Raw genomic sequence first — 21137 nt, 5'->3', positions numbered from 1 at the left:
TTGAATAATTAAATGTTGATGCCTGCCTAATACCTGATGGACAGCACTTTTTGTTCCTGTCCGTTGGTACCGCCCGGGATGCCGACCAATGCAAAGGTGTAGTTCTGGTACAGCCATGGACTGGGCCAGCCGGCAGGCAGGTTGTGCACGTAGGTCGTAACGATGCTGGCAATATATTGCCCGGTGGCAGCGTCACTGAACACAAACTCGTAATCTTCCTGCGCGGCGTTGACCGGGTAATTCATGAAACCGGTGATCCCTTTAAATGACAGGCTGCTCACCTCCGGTGCGCCGGATTTTCCCTGGATCGTCACTTTCACCGGTGCGCTGCCGGGAGAGAGATTGACAAAACGGAAACCGCATACACTGTCCCCCATCGGGTGGAAGGGCACGGCATCATTGGCAAACAGCGTGTCCGGCGCAGAGACGGTGCCGGTAAGAAACAACGTACGCATGGCCCCTACCGGCAGGTCGAGCATCAGGTTAAACAGTGGCTGGCTTTTATCGGTCGTGTCAGGATACTGGTACAATGCCAATGGCTGGCGGCCGGCGTAGGAACTGAAACGGTTGTTGGCCAGCGCGAAAAGGTTGTACGGTATCTGATTGGCGATGTCATACCGGATAGCGCCGGTGCCGCTGAAATTAGTGACCAGCGGCCGGCTGCCGGGCACGGCGTTGATGATCGTCAGCGAAGCGGTGCCGGGTGGTGTTTTATCTTTGGAGCAGGCGGCCAGTAATAATATCAGGAGACAGCCTGCGTAATAAGTGATCCGTTGCATAATCAATAACCGGAATTTTGGGTCAGGAAATGGTTTACATTGATCTCTGTAACCGGGATGGGATATACCAGCTGGTAATCGCCTGCCCATGGTTGTTTCAGCGGAAGGGCAGATAAGATGTCATGTGCCTTGCCGGTACGTTTCAGGTCAAACCAGCGGTGTCCCCATTCGGCGAAGAGTTCTGTCTGTCGCTCCTTCGCAACAGCGGCCAATACCTGCTCCTTGCTCAGCGAATTGGACAAGGCAGGCAGTCCCGCTCTGGAACGGATCAGGTTCAGATCGGCGATGGCCGCAGAAAGGCCGCCAGGGCCGCCGTTGGCCGCGGCTTCTGCACGTATCAGGTATTGTTCGGCCAAACGCAGCATCACATAATATTCTCTGGGCGGAGCGCCAAAGGCATTGTTGTTCCGGCCGATTTTGTATTTGTTGGGAAAATAGGCCACCGCCGCAGGCGCGCCCGGTCCGGATGATGCTATGGTGCTATCTATCCAGGAGAAGCGTTTATCGCCCGGCTCAAATGATTTCATTTGGGTATCCGTGAGGCAATACGGCGCAATACCGGTTTTAGGTATGGATGGTGACATATCATAACCCTCCGGCGTAGCGTTACCCCGCATGTTGGTAGCATTGGCCTGCTGCAACTGCCAGATAGCTTCCCTGCTGGCTACCGCGAATGCGTTATCCGGGTCCGGCTCCAGTTGGTACACCGAAGCCTGGTTAATCACAGTAGTAGCCGCCTCCACGGCGCCGGCATAGTCTTTTTGATAGAGACATACCCGTGCCAGCAACGCGCTGGCCGCATAGCGGTTGGGGCGTATTCTCTCCCCCATACTGGTAGGATATGCTTCGGGCATGGCCGCTGCCGCCTCTTTCAGGTCCAGCACCAATTGATGGTAAATCTGTGCCTGTGGCGTACGGGGCATAAGGCTCGTTTTATTGAAATCGATCGTAAGGGCCAGCGGCACATCTCCAAAAAAATTGGTGAGATAGAAGTAGGCAAAAGCACGAACAAACTTTGCCTCCCCGGTCAACGCCCGTTTCACACTGTCTTTCAGGTTCGGCGACGCTGTGGCAGCGATCCCTTCAATGATTCCATTGGCACTGTAAACAGCCGTATAGGCAGAATTCCAGATATTATTGCTGCGGCCTGCGTCAAAGGCAGTGAGCTTATTGGTATTGGGCAGGTACCACGATTTGTCCGAGGTGTTCATGAAAAAAAACAGTTCATCGGAAGACAGGCCGCCCATAAACGTGGAGAGGCCGCCGGCAAAGGACCGGTCGCCCACCGATAGGGTGAGGATGGGATCATCACCATTGATCATACGGGTATATATACCCACCATGGCGCCGTTGGCCTGTTTTTCCGATCCGAACACCTGGGGTGTGGAAATGGTATTCACCGGGTCAGGCACTGATACCAGTTTTTTGCAGGATGAAGGAAGCAGGGCACACAACAGCAGCCCGCCGGAAATAGTCAGTATTTTATGATAGTTCTGCATCACTGATCATTTAAAAGTTAAGCGTTACACCACCGGTGACCGTTCTGGGAGCGGGAAGCGCCAGGAGGTTCTGTACGTTCGGGTCAAGGCCCGGGTAACGGGTAATGGTAAAAATATTCTCTCCCACCACAAACACGCGGCAGCTCTCCATACGGGCCCTTTTCACCAGTTTCTCCGGAAGACCGTAACTAACAGAAAGTGAGCGTAAGCGGACATAGGAAGCATCTATAAAAGCGCCATCAGACGCGTTGAAGTTACTGGAGTAAGAAGTGGCGTAGCGGACATACTTAGCGTTGTCTCCCGGCTTAGACCAATGGTTGTTCAGTGCCTCCACCGGCAGATTGCCGATGCTACCCGGTGCGATGTTGGCAAAAGGATCGGCACCCGACTGTTTTTTGAACTCAAAGAAGAGATCGAGCGATATTCCTTTCCAGGTAAACTGTGAACCCAAACCGCCATAATATTTAGGCGCCACATCGATGGCCACATAACGGTCGGTGGTAGCGGTGGCGTCGATATTAGGTTGCACCGCATCCAGTTTCCCGTCTTTGTTATAATCCTCAAAACTGTGTTTACCGGTCAGCGGATCTATGCCGAGGTAATGCAGGAAATATTGGGTAGACAGCGACTGTCCTATTTTATATACGCCATAGTAGGGAGATTCCTCCAGTCCCGGATAAGACACCAGCACATTGCGGTTACGGGAGATATTGAAAGACACAGACCAGGAGAGATCTTTCTGTTGCACCAGATTAGCACGCAACAATCCTTCCCAGCCGCTGTTTCGCACCACTGCCGACCAGTTGGCTATTACACTGCCAAAGCCGGTAAAAACCGGTGTAGGCAGGCCCGTTACCTGATCGCCGGTGCGGTTGCTGTAATGTGCTACCTCCAGACTGATACGGTCATTCAGGAAGCTGGCGGTCAGGGCACCTTCCATTTTTTTGTTGGCCTCCCAGTGATAGTCCTGGTTCATCGCATGGATAGGCGCATAAGGCTGTATGCCATCATATTTGCTGAGTTGGGAATTGCCTGACAAGATAGCGCCCCACTGCGACAGGTACTGGTAGTCACCAATAGACCCATCACCACCAGTGATGCCATAGCTGCCACGGAGCTTCAGGAAGCTGACCCAGGAAGGCAGCGCTGCCTTCATCCAGGGCTCTTCCGACAGAATCCATCCCAGGCCTACAGAGCCGAAATTACCATACTGACGGCCCGGCGCAAAGCGGGAAGACCCGTCCCTTCTGGCATTCAGGTTCACCATGTATTTATTGTCCCAGTTATAGGAGATACGGCCAAATACTGCGGCATATTTATAGCGCGCCACATTTTCAACCACCTGTTGGATAGGCGCATTGGAGATGCTGCCGAGCAGGGCGTCATCGCTGTAACCCAGGCCAAAAGTGGATCCACCGTTGGTAGCAGCAGCCTGGTAGCTGGCACCTACCTGTACGGAGAGGTCGCCTTTTCCTACAAAACGGCTGTAGGCCAGTTGTGGTTCCAGTATCCAGTTAGTATTGCGGGTAGTGCCGAAGATGGCTGACCCAATAGGGTTCAGGACAGGATTCTGACTGGCAATGGGCACAAAGCTGTTATTGTTTCCGGTAACGTAGGAATATCCGCCCGTAGTGCTGAAGGTAAGCCCTTTGGCCAGCTCATACCGGATTTCTATATTACCGTCAAACTGATTTGTCTCATTGTTATTTTTCCTCAGCAGATAACCAAACGGGAATCTTACTACTTCACCGGCCGGGTTCCATCCGGTATAGTTCAGATTGCCCTGGCTGTCAAAAGCCGGCGGTGCATTGGGCGCCAGGTACATGGCATCAACACTGTTATCGATGGCGTCCACTTTCGTATAGCCGATGGTGGTGCCTACCATGATACTGAACTTCTGATTATTGCTGCTATGCCGGACACGGGACATCAGCGACGCTTTTTGCGATGCGCCGCTTTTGTTCAATATCTCCACCTGACGGCCATAGTTGGCGCCTACATAAAAAGTGGTGCGGGTGTCGCCACCGGAAAGGCTGGCTGAGACCATCGTCATTTTGCCGGTGCCCAGTACTTCCTTCTGCCAGTTGGTATAGCGGGTGGTATCCCACAACATCAGGTCGGGCGCATTGGCAACGGTAGGCGTTATGCCATCGTTTTTGAAAGCTTCCCGGCGCATTTGCAGGTATTGGCGGGTATCGAGCAGATGCCATTGGCGGGGAACTGTTACGATCCCTTCTTTGACATCCAGTGAAAGCGTGGTTTTTCCTGTTTTTCCTCTTTTTGTGGTGATGATGATGACCCCATTGGCGCCGCGGGAACCATAGATCGCTGTTGCATCCGCATCTTTTAATACTTCAATGCTCTCAATGTCTTTAGCACTCAGGCCAAACAGCGGACTTTGTCCTCCGGTGGGAGAAACCCCGCCCTGCACAAATCCCGGCGAGGTGCCGTTTGCGAAGCTGGTTACATTCAACACGGTTAACGGTACCCCGTCCACGATATATAGCGGATCAGACAGAAAGCCTTTGCCGAGGGAGTTTCGTCCTCTGATCTCCAGTTTTACCGGCGAGTTGGCATACCCGTTGGTTTGTGAAATCAGCAGCCCCGGCACCCGGCCCTGTAAGGCCTGCAGCGGGTTCATGACCGGTTGCGACGCAATTTCCGCCCCACTCACGCGGGTGATGTTGCCCGTGGCCAGTCGTTTGCTGGTAACGCCATACGCCTGCACCACCGCCTGGTCCAGCTCATTGGTGGCCACTTTCATCTTCACATAAAAAGTCACCCCTGGCTGTCCCGCAGCCATGGTCACCTTCTCGTAGCCAATGCTGGAGAAGGTGAGCATTTCTGCGTCTTTTAAATTTTTCAGGGAGAAAAATCCCTTTTCATTTGTCTGGGTGCCTTTATTAGACGCACTGGCGAAGACGCTCACACCGGGTATCGGCTGACTTGTTTTCTCGTCATACACTACGCCCATCACTTCCGGTGAAGGCGGTGGTGCGACGTTGAACTCCGCTGGCAGGTCTGCTTTGCGGAATACCACGATGGTCGTCCCTACAATGGTGAAGCCCAGTGGTGTTTTGGCCAGCAGGGTCCTCATAAAATCGTCCAACCGCTGATTGTGGGCATTCACCGGAACAGTTTGCGTCACGTCTACCTGCTCCGGATTGAATACCACGGCATGGTTGGTTTGTTTTTTTATTTCTGCGAACACCTGTTGCAGCGTCACTTTTTTACTGCTGTAACTCATAGTCTGGGATAATCCCCGCAGCGGCAGTCCCATAGCTGCTATCAGCAGCAACAGCCCCAGCTGTTTCCACGGTATATACCGCTTTGGACGTTTCAATTCTGGCATAACATATTTTTGGTTGATAAATAATAACCGGTGACCGAAGTGGCCGGGCATGGCTCCGCCGTTAAGCCCGAAGGGCTTTTCGTTCCGGGACACACCAGGCCCTGACCACTAAGGCCGGCATGTTCACCTCCTCACCTGTTGTTGCTTGATGATCTTAATTTTCTATTATGGTTGCTTTATGGCATTACAATCAGTTGCTTTCCTTCTATTCTGAAACGGACCCCCATGCTTTGCAGCACTGTCAGTGCCTGTGGCAGGTCCAGATCTCTTTTTATTTCCCCGCTGAAGATAATATCTGCGCTGCCAGGCTCATATACGACGGTCACATCGTACCATCGTGCCATTTGCCGTAACACCTCTTTGAGGTGGGCATGGTCAAACTGGAAGGAACCGTTTTTCCATGCCACGGCCATTTCCAGGTCGGGATGCTCCACCAGCTGAAGCCCTTCGCCGGCAATAGCTGCCTGTTGACCAGGTTTCAGCACCACCGATGCCTGGCGGTGGTTTACCCGTACGCTGCCGTTGACCAGCGTCGTGCGGATATCTTTTTCATCCGTATAGGCGTTGACGTTAAATTGCGTGCCCAGCACTTCCACCGTCGCTTTCCCATCCACATCCACGCGGAAAGGCTGGCGTGCATGGGCGGCCACTTCAAAGTAGGCCTCGCCGGTGATAATGACCGCGCGGACTTTCTCTGTAAAGGTCGTCGGGTAAGTGATACTGGAGGCGGCATTCAGCCATACGGCCGTGCCGTCGGGCAGTGTGATGCGGTATTGTCCGCCCCGCGGCGTGGTAAGTGTATGATATTCCATGGCAGCGGTGGCCCCCTGATAATTCAGCCGGCCGCTGTCGTTCTGTACGGTGAGCCCTGGCTCCTGCACGATGCTGCCATGGGTGCTGTCCAGCATAATTTCTTTTCCATTGGCCAGTTTCAGCACCGCGCGGTTGGTGCCGCTGGCAATAGCCACAGGCGCCGGAGCCACTGGTTTTTTCCGGTTTGTCAGCATCCGGGCGGCAGGGATGGCCATCGCTGCCACGAGCACGGCTGCCGCCGCGTATCGCACCCAGGGGCGTCGCCACAAAGGCAGTTGCACCACACCCGTATCTGCTGCCGCTACAGACACCATCAGTCTGTCCAGTATACGCTGCCCCGCACCTGCCGGCAAAGCCGTGGGTGCTGCAAAAGACGCGTCATAATTGGCCTGCAGCAACTGCTCCATCGCTTCATTTTCTACTGCTGCCGGATTTTCCTTCAGCCAGGCAAACAGCACGCCGCTCTCCGGCTCCGTCATGGTGCCGTCGAGGTACTTTTGCAACAGGTCCGCAGGAAATTTATTTGGTTCCATACTAATAAGACTAATGAGTAAAAGAAATGGGTGGATGGTCCGGAAAAAAAAATTTTCTTTTTTTTTATTTCATGGCAATCAGCAGCATCAGCAGGGAGATGCTGCCATGTTCCAGCAGGTATTCCCGGATGGACTTCACGGCCAGTGACAGGTGCTGCTTAAAAGTGTTACGGGAGATATTCATCAGGGTGGCGGCCTCCTCATAACTTTTGCCCTGTTGACGGCAAAGGATAAAGGCTTCCCGGCGCTGCGGCGGCAGGTGATCGATGGCGCGCTGTAACAGCTCCTCGTACTGTTTCTGCTCTACCGCGTTGAACACGGATGGTTCGTGGATGCCCAGCGATACCCGGTGCATCACTTCATCGCGGACGGCATCGAACAGCGTGAGCCTGTTCAGCTGGGTGAGCGCCGCATTACGGGCCAGGCGGTACAGATAGGCAGCAAAGGAGGACCTGATGTCCAGCTGTTCCCGGACCTCCCAGATCTTCAGGAATACGTCGTGCACCAGATCTTCTGTGAGCAGCGGATTTTTGGTAAATTTCAACAGGTAGGTATAAATACCCCCATGGTATTGCAGATAGATCGCTGTAAATGCCGCCTCATCCCCCACGGCGAGTCGCTTTAGCAGTTCCTGTTCATTCATTCTATGTAAGATATCAGACAATCAAACTCCCTACACAGGAGACCGGTAAATTTAATATTAAAAGCATCAAAAAAAGAAGCCTTTCCTTTCGGCCTACCGGAATTTGTCCATTAACATAAAAATCAATAAGTTTAGTGCCGTTTTAGTTTTTGCTTATTCATTTACTATCTGACACCACAAATCTGTCACATGCAACCAAATCACCTGCGTGCCAACATCTGTCAGCGGCTGCCACTGCTGCTGCTTTTCTTAACTATTTCCCTGGCTTGTCATGTTACCGCTCACGCGCAAAACAATGATGTCACCGACAAATATGCCGGCGGTAAAAAACTGATCACCGGTCTGAGTAAAATCCTTAGCCCCAACGGCGTTCAGGAGAATTTTGAAGCCACCCTCGGTGGCACCAGACAATGGGTATTTGTACGGGGGCAAGACCGTAACAATCCTGTTATCCTCTTCGTTCATGGCGGGCCGGCCTCTCCGATGGCTCCCGTGGCATGGACCTGGCAACGGCCGCTGGAAGAGTATTTCACGATGGTGCAATACGACCAGCGCGCTTCCGGCAAAAGTTTCCTGGCCAACGATACCACGAACCTGGGCGCTACCCTGCATATCGACCGCTACGTAGACGACTGCATTGAACTGGCCGAACAGCTCCGCCAGAAATACCATAAAAAGAAACTGGTCCTGATGGGACACAGCTGGGGCACTATTGTGGCCATGCGTGCCGCGCTCAAACGTCCTGATCTCTTTTATGTATATGTAGGCGCCGGCCAGAATATCAACACCGTAGACAACGAGCGGGTAAGCTTTGAATTTGGGCTGAAAGAAGCCACCCGCCGGAAAGATACCACCGCTATCAGGGAGCTGCAATCTATCGCCCCCTACCCCGGCGATCAGCCTATCACCCGGGACCGGATCATCATCGCCCGCAAATGGCCGCAGGAATATGGTGGCCTCGCGGCCTACAGGCCCGTGCCGGCATATTTCTTTAACGCGCCACTGATGTCCCCGGAATATGATAAAAAAGATGTAGACGCCATCGACGAAGGCAACATCTTCACCCTCGGCCGCGTAATGGATGAATTTCTGGCGGTAGACTTCAAGCAGGTGAAAGAATTTCCCATACCGGTACTGGTGTTCATGGGAAGACATGATTATACCACGCCTTCAGAACCGACCGATGCCTGGCTTAAAAAAGTGAAAGCCCCCTATAAAAAAGGCGTGTGGTTTGAAAACTCCTCTCATCTGATGATGATGGAAGAACCTGGCAAATTTTTACTGACACTGGTGCAGGAGGTAAGACCCATGGCTTTGAAATAGTCTTCCAACAAGATATAGGAAAGGACGCTTGCGAAGGTAAGCCGTCCTTTTTTTATGCAAACAACCGCATATTTATGTAGTACCCCACCGTAAGATGACCCTTTAATTTTGTGGTCATTAATTCAACACAATGATCCTACAACTGACACGCGCATTCCAGGGTATTTCTTTGATGGACTTTGGGTGTTGTTTGTTTGGTTCTCCGGGGTTATAACCGTGTAATCGGATTTTTAACAAGGTAAAGTTAAGACGCGCTGCGGCCGGGGTTATCGCATAAACATGCGATTGGAAGATGTCTTCAAAAAAAATGCAGGAAGCATACGCTTCCTGCATCGGCAAAATGAGTATTATAGCCTATCTGCGGAACCAATCCACATCCACATAACCACCTGTTTGCTGATTAGTCAGGCCGGTATTGAAGAGGAACAATGCAAACCGGTTGGCCGTCCAATCCAATCCCAGCGCCATTTTCAATTCATTCCCCATGGCGGTGAAATGTTTACCATCGTTGCTATAGGCAAAGGTGGCCGTGAAGTCTTTTTCCCGTACCATGGCTTTCAGCCATATTTTCGAAGCGGTGCAGGGTAATACCGTCACCGTGCTATCGGCGTTCACCATGATGAGTTCCTTGTTTTTCCCGTTGTAACGGACACCTATATACGCATAGGGCGACTGGAACACGCCCAGTCCTGCTACATCGCCCGGCTTCAGGCCGGAGAGGTCGAGGCAGGCCGTACCTTCTGAATAAGGCCCTTCTACCCGCTGCGTCAGCGTATTGCGCGCCTCCATCAGGTTACGGGCTTTGCCGGCATATAAGCGGAGATATCCCGGCCGCTGGGTCAGCGACCACTTTTTATTATCGGGGTTGTGGTTCCATTGCCATTGTAACCCCAGCGTAGCTTTATTGAATTCGTCTGATGTAGCCGGTACTGACACCGGATAGCTTTTGCTGACAGCAGGTTTGGGGAAGGTGTCCACGCCTTTTCCGCCAACGCCTAACATAGGCCAGCCATCCACCCAGGTTACCGGTTCCAGATTTGGCACACGCCCGATCGGGCCCCGGTCCTGCATAATAACAAACCACCAGTCGCCGTTCTGCAGCTGTACCATGCCTCCCTGATGCAGGCCATTGCCCGGATAGGAATGATCGTCCTGTATCACAACTTTCGATTCATAGGGGCCGTATATACTGTCGGACCGCAGACATACCTGCCGTCCTTTGGTGCCGCCGGTGCTGCCAAGGATATAGTATTTACCGTTTACCTTATACATATGTGATCCTTCCAGGTAAGGATAGGCGCGGTTGTCATAGATCTCCCGCCGGGGCGTTTTGGCAGACAGCGCATCACTGTTCAGCTCCGTGATAAACAGTTTCTGTTGGCCGTGTACCACATAAACTTTACCATCGTCATCAAAAAAAAGGCCCGGATCGTACAGGTATTCGGGGAAGATGGTCCGTTTCCACGGCCCCTCGATGTTTTTAGCCGTACACATGGAGAAATGTCCTTTGCGGCCGTCCATGTCCGGTGTGCAGAAGCCCACGTAAAACAGGCCATTGTGATGACGGATAGTGGCCGCCCACGAGCCGCTGAGGTACATATGGCCCCCTTTCAGGTCGTAACGTGGGTCTTCCTCATAGCGGGACACCGCATATCCGGCCATTTTCCAGTTCACCAGATCATTAGACACCGCGATGGGGCACCCAGGGACATAATGCATGCTGGTAGACACAAAATAGAATTTGTCATCCACGCGGATCACGTCCGGATCAGGCCAGTCACCCCACATCAGCGGATTTTTGAAAGTACCGTCACCGTTGTCCGGTGTCCAGGAAACAGGCGTTTGTGCGTGCAGGCCGCCGGCCAGCAGCAGCAAAAAGCACGCCCATGGCCGTAGGAAAGAAAGATAGCTCATTGTTCACTTTTAATGTCCGGCGGCCCCGGGACCGCCATCGTCATAACGTATTTATGTGCGAACATATGGACTTTTTTTTATCAAAAGGGAGAAATTTTACCAGATGACATCCTCGGTGTACGGTTGGTCTATGTAGTCCGGGAAACGTCTTGATAGGTGTAATTCCTTCGTTTGTACATCTATCGCCCAGACGGCTGCATCTTCATGCCATGGGTCCGTCAGTATTTCTGCCTTCCAGGTATCGGTCTGCCGCATCGCGAACACCCAGGGCAGGTCTATTTCGCTAAGATGGCCTTTGAATATGTCATAGAGCGACAAATGATCACCTCCCATGAGTATCCATTGTTCGTTTTCCGCAACAATGGCGCAGGTGGGATCACCATAGAAGCAGTCCAGGAACCACACGTGTCGGGTTTCCCGATTTAGCAGATACATGGTTTCATGCAAACTCCCCACGATCCATTGATCATTAGCTGCATGCTGCACAAACCAGCGATCATTTCCTATGCTCCATGGTAAATTCATCTGCCTAAAAGTAATCAAAACAACAAAGCCGCACAAGTCCTCCGGGACAGTGCGGCTTTCTGATATTGTCAGCGTGTTACTCGCACAACCAACATGACTGTGTGGTACCAGGCGATGTTTCGCAGGTATTGTAAAGCGTAGCGCAGTTATACGGACTGGTTTCAAACGCTTTGCCGCCAACAACCCGTTTTTGCTGCGTAGCATTGAGTACAGCGATGGTCGCTTTGGTGAAAGGTAATTTTTTACGAATGGAGATTTTCTTTTTCATAGAGCGATTTTTAATATGCTAAGACAATGACGTGTACAGCACAGGTGAGGTCTGCCGGGTATTAACAGGTAGCAATGATCAAGGTAGCACAACCGGGCGTTTTTGTAAACTGAAATTTGGCGCCGTCAGCCATCAGTGGGCGTTGTGCGTCGGCGAGCATAGCGATGGTATCTTTTCTGAAGGCGAGTTTTTTGCTGAGGGAGATTTTCTTTTTCATGGCGATAGTTTTAGGTAGTGAGAAGATGATACACCAAAGCCGCGCAAACCACGAGGACTTGTGCGGCTGGTGGATGTTGTATGTTTTACCTGTCGCTTACGCTCCGCAATTTTCGCAGGGGTAACCTGGTCTTGGCGAAGTTTGGCAGGTTTCAACGATGGTGGTACAATTCTGGGGCTGATTGGTAATCGGCGCACCGCCCATAATCAGGTTACGCATCGGATCACTGAGTACAGCCACGGCCGCTTTGTTGAAAGCCAGCTTTTTGCTGATAGAGATTTTCTTTTTCATGGTAATCATTTTAAACATAGGAAAAAATAAACCACTACATGCAACGTACGCATTGATGGCCTGTATCAGGAATCGTCGGGCAGGTTTTATCCAGTCCGGTGTTACAGATGGCCGGCCTTGTTGGGCAAATGGTAGTAGCTGCACCGCCGGCGATCATTTGCTGCTGCGTCAGATTCAACGCCGCAATGGTCTCTTTGTTTAAAGAGATTTTTTTTGCAATAGCGATGTTTTTCTTTTTCATAAAAGCTATTGAATGGGTGGACATAATTCACATGGACCACCCGGACGCTGAATAGTGGCACAGGTTTCCATACCGGAAGTGCAGGTAGCGAAACAGGTGTTGAACGTCGCTCCACCAACGACCATCTGCTGTTGGTGGCTGTTCAGTGCAGCGATTGTTTCCTTATTGAAGGAAAGTTTTCTTCCGATGTTAGTGTTCTTTTTTTTCATGAGCTGTATTTTTAGACGGCGGTGGTAGTACAGTATATACAAGGGCGGGTAGTACCTGGCGAAGTATCGCGTGTGGGGCAATTGCAGGTAACCGTATAGGTTACACTCGTACCGCCGGCAATCAATTCCTGCTGGCTGCTATTCAGGGATGCGATTAAAGACTTGCCCAATGTCATTTTTCTGTCGATAGCGACTTTTTTCTTTTTCATAAAATGATGGAAAGTTAGGTTAAAAAATTGCCCTTAGCAGGCGATACATTCAGGTACTGTGTACGGATATGTCATACAGGTTTCCAGGTATGTAAAACATTTCCTGTCCATGGTCACCGGAGGAATACCACCGGCCAACATGCCTGTTTCAACAGCTGACAGTACCGCGACAGCGGATTTGCCGAAATGCAGTTTCTTTTCGGCGTTCATTTTTTTCTTTTTCATGGGTTGTGTTTTTTAGGGACATAATTGGCATGGACGGGTAGGACTTGGTGCGGTGGCACAGGATTCCAACCGGGAAGTACAGTTCACCAGCCTTGTTACCGGAATACCGCCAACAATCATTTCCTGTTGATTGTCATTCAGGGATGCAATGGGAGACTTGCCCAGCATCAGTTTCCTGTCGATGGAGATTTTTTTCTTTTTCATGGGAAGTGTTTTTAGAGGGTAGTGTCCGGGTTACATAATTCGCAGGGTTGGCCAGGCCTTGGCGCCGTAGCACATGTTACCCCACGGGAAGTACATCTGATCAGGGTCGGAGGTATACCTCCGGCGATCATTTCCTGCTGATAATTGTTCAGAGATGCAATGGGAGACTTGCCCAGCATCAGTTTTCTGTCGATGGAGATTTTTTTCTTTTTCATATGTGTTGGATTTTAACAGATTTCGCAGGGACCGGTTTGAACATGCACGGTAACACAGGTTTCTACGTATGATTCACATTCAATGGGCCTGGTAATGAACATGGCACCACCGGCTATTTTCTTTTGCTGGCCTGCATTGAGCGCAGCAATAGCTTCCTTATTGAGCTGCAGTTTGCGCTCAATAGCTACTTTTTTCTTTTTCATAAATGATAGACAGTTTAGGTTTAAAACCTTTGTTAACAGAAAACGCAAAGCGGTTGGGTGTAAGGCATTGTCTGACATGTCTCGTCACGCGTATAACATTTCCGGTCCTGGGTAACAGTCACCCTGCCACCGGCCAACATGCCTGTTTCAGCAGCTGACAGTACAGCCACGGCAGATTTGCCGAAATGCAGTTTCTTTTCGGCGTTCATTTTTTTCTTTTTCATACATGCGTTTTTTTTGGGACAAAACATACCCGCTGGCATGCTTTACAGCCGCCAGGATAGTTTGATCCCCGGGTAAAAAGGATTACATCAGACTAACAGAATACACATATTTCCTGTGTATAGGGAAACGTGTTACAGCTCTCGTAACGGGTTTCCTGGCAAACCTTGGAGAAGGTAGTGGTGGTGGTGGGTATGCCACCAGCAATCTGGTTCTGCTGATGTGTGCTCAGTTGGGCGACAGTGGTCTTGTTAAAAGACATTTTTTTTCCGATAACTGTTTTTTTCTTCATAAGGAGGAGAATTACGGGTTCAAATTTTCGGTTGAGAATAACTGACTAACAAACTACACAGGCTTCCTGTGTGTAAGGAACTGTTTCGCAGGAGATGTCTCTCGTCTCCCAGCATCTGATGTCTCTGGTGTAGATCGCCATTCCGCCAGCGATTTGGGCTTGTTGATGTGTGTTCAGTTGGGCAATAGTGGTCTTGTTAAAAGACATCTTTTTTCCAATAACTGTTTTTTTCTTCATAAGGAGGAGAATTACGGGTTCAAATTTTCGGTTGAGAATGACTGACTAGCAGATCACACATGCGTCCTGTGTGTAGGGAATTGTTTCGCAGGAAATTTGTCTTGTCTCCTGGCACTGGAGCACTCTGGTGATGATGCCACCGGCGATTTGGGCCTGTTGATGTGTGTTTAACTGGGCAATAGTTGTCTTGTTAAAAGACATTTTTTTCCCAATAGCTGTTTTCTTTTTCATAAGGAGGAGATTTACGGGTTCAAAATTTGGGTTGAGAATTACTTTATATAGTGTGGGTCAATTGGCATGAGTCATCGATTATTTTGAGATATCTGAAGGTAACAAAAATGATCAGGAAAAAAAATTTTTTTTGCAGGCCGGTGGGCCTGCAACGGAACATGCGCGCTCCACCATGTCAGGAAAGCTGTTTCATCCCCATTTCCAGCCATGGCAGCTGGTCCCGACGATGCGTCTTCATATAATCCACGCCCCACTCATACAAGGGTTCAAAGATCATACACAGCTTCCTCCCCGATTCGGTCAGCATGTATTCCACGCGTGGCGGCACTTCCGGATATACCTTGCGGGCAATGATGCCGTCTTTCTCCAGCTCCCTCAACTGACTGGTAAGCATTTTCTCCGTGAGGTTTTCACAGGTGCTCTTTAACAGCTCTCCATATCGTTTCGGCGTACCGTCGGACAACATACTCAGTATATACAGTTTCCATTTACCGCTGATGGCTTTCACGGCCAGCGTCAGCGGACAGTGTAATCTTGGGTCTCTCATATTTTTTTAAAAAAATTTGTTTACGCCTGCCGGCGATGCTCCACAAAACCTACTAAAAAGTAAGTAAGGAACAGAAAAGTACCTACTTATCCGGCAGGACATAAAGGTATACTTTTGACGCCATCAAATAAAAAGCAGCACATGAAAAAAGTAATCCCACTGATACTCGCCTGTATCAGCGCCCTGACAGCAAGTAGTATCGCGCAACCGTTACAAATCCAGCTCATCCGGAGCGCCACCGTTAAGATCACCCTGCATCAGCAGCATCTGCTGATAGACCCCATACTGGCCGATGAAGGCACAGAGCCTCCCATCTTTTTTTCCGATGAACGGAAAAATCCCACGATCGGGCTGCCTTTTCACCGCGACAGCGTACTTAGAAACGTGGATGCCATTCTACTTACTCACTACCATCCCGATCATTTCGATGGCGCCGCAGAGAAGTACGTACCTAAAGACATGCTGATTTTCTGTCAGCCGGGAGATGACGCCAAACTGAAAGAAAAAGGCTTTACCAATACAAGGGTCATCGACAGCACCATCACCTGGCAGGGCATTTCGTTTAGCCGGTACCTCTCCAGCCACTACCCTGGCGACAATGGAGAGCCCCCTTTCGGCATCTCCTCTTCTTACTATCTGCAAAGCGGTGCCGACGCGGTTTTCATCACCGGCGACGCCATCCTCGACAACCGGCTGAAAGCCTCCCTCGCCACCACCCGGCCTCCCATTGTGATCGCCAATACCGGTGAATGCCACTTCACCCGTGAAAACCCGGTGCTGGCGCCAGGTATCACCATGACCATGACTACCGGTGAACTGAAAGCCATCACGCAGCTGCTGCCCGCTACCATCGTGGTAGCCGTGCACATGGATGCCATCAACCATTGCAGCCTGACGAAAGCAGACCTGCGTCAATATGTGGCGAAGGAAAAACTTCAGAAGAGAATAAAAGTGCCAAATGAAGGAGAAATAGTACGCGGCATTTCGGGGAATAAATAATCAGGCCCACCGCCTGGCCAATGGGGAAACCTATTCGCCAGGCGGCTAAAACAGCCCTGATGGTCTATCTACAGCAGAACCAAACAAAAGATCTTATCATGCATCCGCCATCGCCGGCGTAGTTACAGCCGGACTTTTACCTTCGCTGACAACCGGCTGCTGCGCAAAACGCTGCGCCTGTATGCGGTCATACTCTTTTACATAATCCGGATGTTCGGTACCCATCACCCGGTCCCATATACGAAAATACAGGCCGTAATTACCTTTGAAACGGCTATGATGCAGGTTGTGATGCACAGAAGTATTAGACAGCTCAAACAACCAGCTGTGACGGAACCAGCGGGGCATTATCTCATAGCCCAGATGGCCATACACGTTGATCATAAAGCCGGTAATCGTAAACAACAGTAAAGTCAGCGGATGCATGGGCATGATGCAGACGATCACCACCAGCACCCCTCCTTCTACGATGGCCTCCAGCAAATGAAAACTGTAAGACGTCCACGGCGATGGGTTACTGCTTTTATGATGCAGCAGATGAGTGGCCCTGAACAGTTTCGGATGGTGCAACAGGCGATGCATCCAGTAAAAATAGGTATCATGTACCACGAGGCTGAGCACGAGGCTCACCCCGATGTACCACAGGGGATAATCATTCATATGCTGGTATAGCTGTGTAAACTGACGGACCGGCGTAAACAGCAGTATCACCGAAATAACACTAAACACCAGGGTCGTCTGCATGGAATGTCCGATCTCCCGGAAAAAATCCTTCCGGGAAGCTTCTTTCCGCTGGATTTTTTGTCGCTTTAATCTGGCGGGAAATATCCAATAAAACATCATAAAAGGAATACCGGCTACCAAAAAATAGCGCAGTGCGGAGAGGCTGAAAATACGGGCCAACGCTTCGGTCAGTGTTTGCATTTTTCCAGGTCGTTTTTGAATGTTGTGCGACCCAAAATTAGCCACCATGCATACATCCCACGGTTAACAAAGGATAAGAAATGACATTAACAAATGTTAATTTCGGGGCTATTGTTTTCCCCGGCTATGGATCCTTTTTCTGATGCGGCTCAATGACACCGGCGTGACGCCCAGCATAGAAGCGATATATTTATCCGGTACACGGTTCACCATATCGCCACGGCTTTCGAGCAATTGCAGGTAACGTTCTTCCGGCGACAAGGTCACAAAAGCCTCGATGGAATCCAGCGCCTCCGCCAGCATAAGCTGCAGGAAATAACTGCGCAACGGCTCCAGCCGAGGGTTCTCCCGCAGTACGGCTTCCAGCTGGTCGTAGTCGATCTCCACCATGATGACATCTTCCAATGCCCGGTAAATAAAGCGCGACGGCCGCTGACGGATAATGGTATCATGTGAGGCAATGAACTGCCCCTCGCAGCGGAGAAACAACGTAGCTTCGTCGCCGTTATTCATCACGGCATATGCCCTGATAATGCCTTTTTCCAGATAGGCCAGCTTTCTGGCGCTATCACCCTCACGGATATACGTTTCTCCGGCATCCAGCTTTACCTGCCGCGTAGCGGCAAACAAAGGCGCCATATCGGATGGTGATACCGTATTTAATTGTTGTAGCAGATTTTGCAACGTCTCCATAGAAACCGCCATGCTCCCGATTTAGACCCAATATTAAATTTTTTTTCCCGGGAGAAGCGAACAAATTTGTTCCGATGCTGTTTAACCTGCAAACAAAATAACCATTCCGGAAAAAAACACTAAAAAAGTAAACGACGGCCACGCATACACGAATCCCGCTCTGCCCGGAAGCAAAGCGGGATTTTTTATACTGTGGATGACCATTGCCCTATCTGGTGGTGTAACCGCCATTGGCAAATATCGTTTGTCCGGTGATCCACCAGCCATCTGTTACCAGGAACTCCACCAGCGGCGCGATATCCTCGATTTTTGTGAGGCCGCCCAATGCGGAGGCGGACTTGTGGTAGGCCACCGCGTCATCTGTTTCCTGTCCATAAAAGAAGGGTGTATCCATCGGGCCGGGCGCTACTGCCGTAACGGAAATACCACGACTGCCATATTCTTTGGAAGCGGCGCGGGTATAGTGTTCTACCGGCGCCTTGCCACCTGCATAAGTAGAATACAGGCCGGTATAGGCTGCCAGCAACGAAGTCACGATCGTACAGATCTTACCGTTATCATTGAGTTGTTTGCCTGCTTCCTGTATGAAGAAATAGGCCACCTTGGAATTGATATCGAACATACTGTCATACTCCGCTTCTGTAGTATCAGAGAAAGGTTTCTTCAATACTTTGCCCACGGTGTTGATGGCAATATCGATACCGCCCCATTGTTGGCGGGCTTCGTTGAAGAGCGTCCGGATATTTTCCACTTTGGTAAGGTCAGCCTGGAACAGAACGGCCTCCCCACCGGCAGCCTGAATGTCTGCCAGTGTTTTGTCGGCATCTGCTTTCGTAGCAGCACTGTTGAAATGGATAATTATTTTAGCGCCTTTTTTTGCGATCTCTCTGCTGAGCAGGCCGCCCAGATTCTTTGCTCCGCCTGCGATGAGCACAACTTTTCCTTTTAAATCGTTTCTTCCCATGATGACATTTTTTTAACAATGTTTAACGATGGGATAAAGGTCTGCAAATCCTTTCCGCACACGTGGTGAACTTTCAGGAATTTTGGAAAAGCTACTATTATCTAACGGAATCGCGGTACTGTCCCGGTGTTTGTCCGGTCATCTTTTTAAAGAACTTGGAGAAATTAGAGGGGTCATACGTTAATACATGGGCAATTTCTGCTACCGGTTTGTCCGTTTCTGCCAACATTTTCCGGGCAGCATCCACAATTTTCTGATCATAAAAATGGCAGGGATGATGCCCCATCGTTTGCTGGATGGTGGCCGTCAAATGGGCGTGGGACACAAACAGCGCACTGGCGATCTGATTAAGCTCCAGAAATTTCGGGGCCTCACCACTGATCACGTCGGCGATGTGTTTATCTAAAAAAGCGAAATAAGACTGCGTAATTTTTTCACTTTGCTTCATGGACGTATTAACTGCATTCTTTGAACAATCAGGCTGCCAGGGCTAACACTCACCGGGCCACAGGTGAAGCCCGGCAGCGATAGTGCCAGGCCCTTCCTGGCTCAAAGCTACTTATTTCAGCGCATTTTTCCGTTTTGTTTTATCGCGGTCCGTTAGGAAACCTTATCGGACAGCGGCTGCAAAGCCATCAGCGGCACCGGGCTTTGCCGGGTCAGTTGTTTAGTGTGACTCTTATGCGTCAGCTGATACAGCAGATCATGCCGTTTAGGCAATATGACCAGCATGTCCAGCTCCAACTCTTCAATAGCCTCCATAATGGAATCAACGGCTTTCGGGTTAACTTTATAGTGATACTGCGGGGACAGCGGCTCCAGCAGCTGATGCAACACCGTGTTTTCCTGCATAACGGTGGAGATATCATGTTTTTTATCCTGCACGTTCAACACATGCAGTTCCGCATGCAGATCGTCGGTAAATAACTGTAACCGTTCTACCGGCACGGTTTCAGCTACCTGATCAAGATCGCAGGCCAATCCTATCTTTTTAATCCCTTCAAAGCTACGTGCAGGCGGCACCGTGATCAGCGGCCAGGAGAGGTTCTTCATGGCAAATACCGTATGGCCGCCGAGCAACACCCTTTCCGCCTCGGTAGTGCCCTGACTTCCCATGATCACCACGTAAGGGTCCTCCTGCTCGCAGACGGCCTTCAGTTCTGTATAAAAAGTACCCATCTTCAGCTTCGTACCGATCACCACTGCACCTGACATCCTTTCTGACAACTGCTGCTGCAACTTGTCTAATTCTATCTGTATGTTCTGCATCAGCTTATCAGGATCAAATGCCAAAGGCACTTCGGAAAAGGATACCGGCAACGTATACACGTTCAGCAGCAACACCTGCTTATTGGTGGCCTTCGCCATATCCGCTGCGTAACAAGCCGCATTCCAGGCTACCGGGGAAAAATCAGTTGCAACGATGATTGTCTTCATATACTCATTTTTTTAGTGGTGAAAAGGTATAGAGAAACCATCAGCGGGATACTGACAACTGTCAGTCATTCATTTGATTGTGATCATTGGGCACTGCGCCACAACCAGATAGCTTTGTGATAAATTGTGTGTATATGAAACCTGTTTCTCATAAATACACATTATACAATAGGTTATATACTATGGTTCTTGCTGATGTATATAACGTCTGCCGGTTCATGCTTCGCTTCTTCACGGAAGTTTTCCGTCCACCCTACGAATTTCGGGAAACCATCAAACAATGTTACAAGGTAGGCTACAAATCGCTGGCCCTGGTATCGCTCACCGGCTTTATCACCGGCATAGTGTTCACGAACCAGTCGCGGCCATCCCTGGCGGAATTTGGTGCTACCTCGTGGTTGCCCGGCCTTATTGCCATCGCCATCGTCCGCGCATTGGCGCCCCTGATCACCTCTCTCATTGTGGCCGGGAAAGTAGGCTCTAACATTGGGGCGGAGCTGGGCTCTATGAAAGTTACGGAACAAATCGAAGCCATGGAGGTTTCGGCCACCAATCCTTTTAAATTTCTGGTCGTCAGCCGGGTGGTGGCCACTACCCTCATGAATCCGCTATTGGTTTGTTATATGGCTTTTGTAGGGCTACTGGGGGCTTATCTGAATGTACATCAGCACGAAGACACCAGTTTCCTCGCTTTCTTTCAGCACGGTTTCCCCAGCATCTCGTTTCTCGACCTCTTTGCATCGCTCATCAAATCGGTGGTATATGGCTTTACGGTCGGCATTACCGGCTGCTACCAGGGATATAACGCCACCAAAGGCACAGAGGGCGTAGGGAAAGCCGCCAATGTGGCCGTGGTGGTGTCTATGTTTCTCATCTTTATCGAGGAGCTGATCATCGTACTGATCGTGAATCAATTCAGGCCTTAAA

General features: G+C 50.4%; 30 protein-coding genes. 3 read left to right on the top strand and 27 right to left on the bottom strand.

Features of this window, described 5'->3' with window-relative positions; all coding sequences use genetic code 11:
• Positions 1 to 26 precede the first annotated feature (26 nt).
• The 5 genes from ICL55_RS03805 to ICL55_RS03785 all read right to left on the bottom strand — a co-directional run bounded on the left by ICL55_RS03805 (position 27) and on the right by ICL55_RS03785 (position 7619).
• Positions 27 to 779, bottom strand: coding sequence for a DUF4397 domain-containing protein (locus ICL55_RS03805; RefSeq protein WP_188094708.1), 753 nt, complete (start codon positions 777 to 779; stop codon positions 27 to 29).
• Positions 780 to 781: 2 nt separating this feature from the next.
• The gene (locus ICL55_RS03800) at positions 782 to 2278 is read right to left on the bottom strand and encodes a RagB/SusD family nutrient uptake outer membrane protein (protein WP_188094707.1); all 1497 of its coding nucleotides are present in this window, start codon (positions 2276 to 2278) and stop codon (positions 782 to 784) included.
• A gap of 10 nt (positions 2279 to 2288) precedes the next feature.
• Positions 2289 to 5630 (bottom strand): SusC/RagA family TonB-linked outer membrane protein, encoded by a 3342-nt coding sequence (locus tag ICL55_RS03795; RefSeq protein WP_188094706.1) that lies wholly within the window; start codon positions 5628 to 5630, stop codon positions 2289 to 2291.
• A 176-nt stretch (positions 5631 to 5806) separates the two neighbouring features.
• Positions 5807 to 6976 carry a FecR domain-containing protein gene (locus tag ICL55_RS03790; RefSeq protein ID WP_188094705.1) on the bottom strand — a complete coding sequence of 390 codons (1170 nt, stop codon included), beginning with the start codon at positions 6974 to 6976 and terminating at the stop codon, positions 5807 to 5809.
• 64 nt (positions 6977 to 7040) lie between these two features.
• Positions 7041 to 7619: an RNA polymerase sigma factor gene (locus ICL55_RS03785; RefSeq protein ID WP_188094704.1), complete on the bottom strand. Its 579-nt coding sequence runs from the start codon at positions 7617 to 7619 to the stop codon at positions 7041 to 7043.
• A gap of 189 nt (positions 7620 to 7808) precedes the next feature.
• Here ICL55_RS03785 and ICL55_RS03780 point away from each other — a divergent pair, with 189 nt between their 5' ends.
• On the top strand, positions 7809 to 8942 hold the full coding sequence (locus ICL55_RS03780; RefSeq protein WP_188094703.1) for an alpha/beta fold hydrolase: 1134 nt from the start codon (positions 7809 to 7811) through the stop codon (positions 8940 to 8942).
• 354 nt (positions 8943 to 9296) lie between these two features.
• Here the strand turns inward: ICL55_RS03780 and ICL55_RS03775 are convergent, their stop codons facing one another.
• The 17 genes from ICL55_RS03775 to ICL55_RS03695 form a co-directional block, all read right to left on the bottom strand.
• The gene (locus ICL55_RS03775; RefSeq protein WP_188094702.1) at positions 9297 to 10856 is read right to left on the bottom strand and encodes a glycoside hydrolase family 43 protein; all 1560 of its coding nucleotides are present in this window, start codon (positions 10854 to 10856) and stop codon (positions 9297 to 9299) included.
• A gap of 96 nt (positions 10857 to 10952) precedes the next feature.
• The gene (locus tag ICL55_RS03770; RefSeq protein WP_188094701.1) at positions 10953 to 11381 is read right to left on the bottom strand and encodes a hypothetical protein; all 429 of its coding nucleotides are present in this window, start codon (positions 11379 to 11381) and stop codon (positions 10953 to 10955) included.
• 76 nt (positions 11382 to 11457) lie between these two features.
• Complete coding sequence (locus ICL55_RS03765; RefSeq protein ID WP_188094700.1) at positions 11458 to 11649, bottom strand: class I lanthipeptide; 192 nt, start codon at positions 11647 to 11649, stop codon at positions 11458 to 11460.
• A 61-nt stretch (positions 11650 to 11710) separates the two neighbouring features.
• Entirely contained in the window at positions 11711 to 11866 is a 156-nt protein-coding gene (locus ICL55_RS03760) for a class I lanthipeptide (RefSeq protein ID WP_188094699.1), read from the bottom strand.
• A 96-nt stretch (positions 11867 to 11962) separates the two neighbouring features.
• Positions 11963 to 12157: a class I lanthipeptide gene (locus ICL55_RS03755; protein ID WP_188094698.1), complete on the bottom strand. Its 195-nt coding sequence runs from the start codon at positions 12155 to 12157 to the stop codon at positions 11963 to 11965.
• Positions 12158 to 12191: 34 nt separating this feature from the next.
• A complete protein-coding gene (locus ICL55_RS03750) occupies positions 12192 to 12398 on the bottom strand; it encodes a class I lanthipeptide (RefSeq protein WP_188094697.1) in 207 nt (68 codons plus the stop codon).
• Positions 12399 to 12403: 5 nt separating this feature from the next.
• The gene (locus tag ICL55_RS03745; protein ID WP_188094696.1) at positions 12404 to 12607 is read right to left on the bottom strand and encodes a class I lanthipeptide; all 204 of its coding nucleotides are present in this window, start codon (positions 12605 to 12607) and stop codon (positions 12404 to 12406) included.
• A gap of 11 nt (positions 12608 to 12618) precedes the next feature.
• Positions 12619 to 12816: a class I lanthipeptide gene (locus ICL55_RS03740; protein WP_188094695.1), complete on the bottom strand. Its 198-nt coding sequence runs from the start codon at positions 12814 to 12816 to the stop codon at positions 12619 to 12621.
• A 33-nt stretch (positions 12817 to 12849) separates the two neighbouring features.
• On the bottom strand, positions 12850 to 13041 hold the full coding sequence (locus ICL55_RS03735; RefSeq protein ID WP_188094694.1) for a class I lanthipeptide: 192 nt from the start codon (positions 13039 to 13041) through the stop codon (positions 12850 to 12852).
• 12 nt (positions 13042 to 13053) lie between these two features.
• Positions 13054 to 13245 (bottom strand): class I lanthipeptide, encoded by a 192-nt coding sequence (locus tag ICL55_RS03730; protein ID WP_188094693.1) that lies wholly within the window; start codon positions 13243 to 13245, stop codon positions 13054 to 13056.
• An 11-nt stretch (positions 13246 to 13256) separates the two neighbouring features.
• Positions 13257 to 13460, bottom strand: coding sequence for a class I lanthipeptide (locus tag ICL55_RS03725; protein WP_188094692.1), 204 nt, complete (start codon positions 13458 to 13460; stop codon positions 13257 to 13259).
• Positions 13461 to 13472: 12 nt separating this feature from the next.
• Complete coding sequence (locus tag ICL55_RS03720; protein WP_188094691.1) at positions 13473 to 13664, bottom strand: class I lanthipeptide; 192 nt, start codon at positions 13662 to 13664, stop codon at positions 13473 to 13475.
• Between the two features lie 32 nt (positions 13665 to 13696).
• Positions 13697 to 13888 carry a class I lanthipeptide gene (locus tag ICL55_RS03715; protein ID WP_188094690.1) on the bottom strand — a complete coding sequence of 64 codons (192 nt, stop codon included), beginning with the start codon at positions 13886 to 13888 and terminating at the stop codon, positions 13697 to 13699.
• 92 nt (positions 13889 to 13980) lie between these two features.
• Positions 13981 to 14178, bottom strand: a complete 198-nt coding sequence (locus ICL55_RS03710; RefSeq protein ID WP_188094689.1) for a class I lanthipeptide — start codon at positions 14176 to 14178, stop codon at positions 13981 to 13983.
• Positions 14179 to 14223: 45 nt separating this feature from the next.
• Complete coding sequence (locus ICL55_RS03705; protein WP_281392412.1) at positions 14224 to 14415, bottom strand: class I lanthipeptide; 192 nt, start codon at positions 14413 to 14415, stop codon at positions 14224 to 14226.
• Positions 14416 to 14460: 45 nt separating this feature from the next.
• Positions 14461 to 14646: a class I lanthipeptide gene (locus ICL55_RS03700; protein WP_188094687.1), complete on the bottom strand. Its 186-nt coding sequence runs from the start codon at positions 14644 to 14646 to the stop codon at positions 14461 to 14463.
• Between the two features lie 175 nt (positions 14647 to 14821).
• A complete protein-coding gene (locus ICL55_RS03695) occupies positions 14822 to 15193 on the bottom strand; it encodes a winged helix-turn-helix transcriptional regulator (RefSeq protein ID WP_188094686.1) in 372 nt (123 codons plus the stop codon).
• Positions 15194 to 15334: 141 nt separating this feature from the next.
• Between ICL55_RS03695 and ICL55_RS03690 the strand changes: the two genes are divergently transcribed.
• Entirely contained in the window at positions 15335 to 16192 is an 858-nt protein-coding gene (locus ICL55_RS03690) for an MBL fold metallo-hydrolase (RefSeq protein ID WP_188094685.1), read from the top strand.
• 96 nt (positions 16193 to 16288) lie between these two features.
• Here ICL55_RS03690 and ICL55_RS03685 read toward each other — a convergent pair whose 3' ends face one another.
• The 5 genes from ICL55_RS03685 to ICL55_RS03665 form a co-directional block, all read right to left on the bottom strand.
• On the bottom strand, positions 16289 to 17116 hold the full coding sequence (locus ICL55_RS03685; RefSeq protein ID WP_188094684.1) for a sterol desaturase family protein: 828 nt from the start codon (positions 17114 to 17116) through the stop codon (positions 16289 to 16291).
• 108 nt (positions 17117 to 17224) lie between these two features.
• The gene (locus ICL55_RS03680) at positions 17225 to 17821 is read right to left on the bottom strand and encodes a Crp/Fnr family transcriptional regulator (RefSeq protein ID WP_188094683.1); all 597 of its coding nucleotides are present in this window, start codon (positions 17819 to 17821) and stop codon (positions 17225 to 17227) included.
• 196 nt (positions 17822 to 18017) lie between these two features.
• Positions 18018 to 18773 (bottom strand): SDR family oxidoreductase, encoded by a 756-nt coding sequence (locus tag ICL55_RS03675; protein ID WP_188094682.1) that lies wholly within the window; start codon positions 18771 to 18773, stop codon positions 18018 to 18020.
• Positions 18774 to 18870: 97 nt separating this feature from the next.
• A complete protein-coding gene (locus ICL55_RS03670) occupies positions 18871 to 19221 on the bottom strand; it encodes a helix-turn-helix domain-containing protein (RefSeq protein ID WP_188094681.1) in 351 nt (116 codons plus the stop codon).
• 152 nt (positions 19222 to 19373) lie between these two features.
• Entirely contained in the window at positions 19374 to 20210 is an 837-nt protein-coding gene (locus tag ICL55_RS03665; RefSeq protein ID WP_188094680.1) for a universal stress protein, read from the bottom strand.
• Between the two features lie 182 nt (positions 20211 to 20392).
• On the opposite strand from ICL55_RS03665, the gene ICL55_RS03660 reads away from it, so the two are divergent.
• Positions 20393 to 21136, top strand: coding sequence for an MlaE family ABC transporter permease (locus ICL55_RS03660; protein ID WP_246496146.1), 744 nt, complete (start codon positions 20393 to 20395; stop codon positions 21134 to 21136).
• Position 21137: the final 1 nt, after the last annotated feature.

Origin of the sequence: Chitinophaga varians (assembly GCF_014529945.1) — a bacterium.
GTDB classification, from domain to species: Bacteria; Bacteroidota; Bacteroidia; order Chitinophagales; family Chitinophagaceae; genus Chitinophaga; species Chitinophaga varians.
This window is presented reverse-complemented; position numbering and strand designations above follow the sequence as displayed.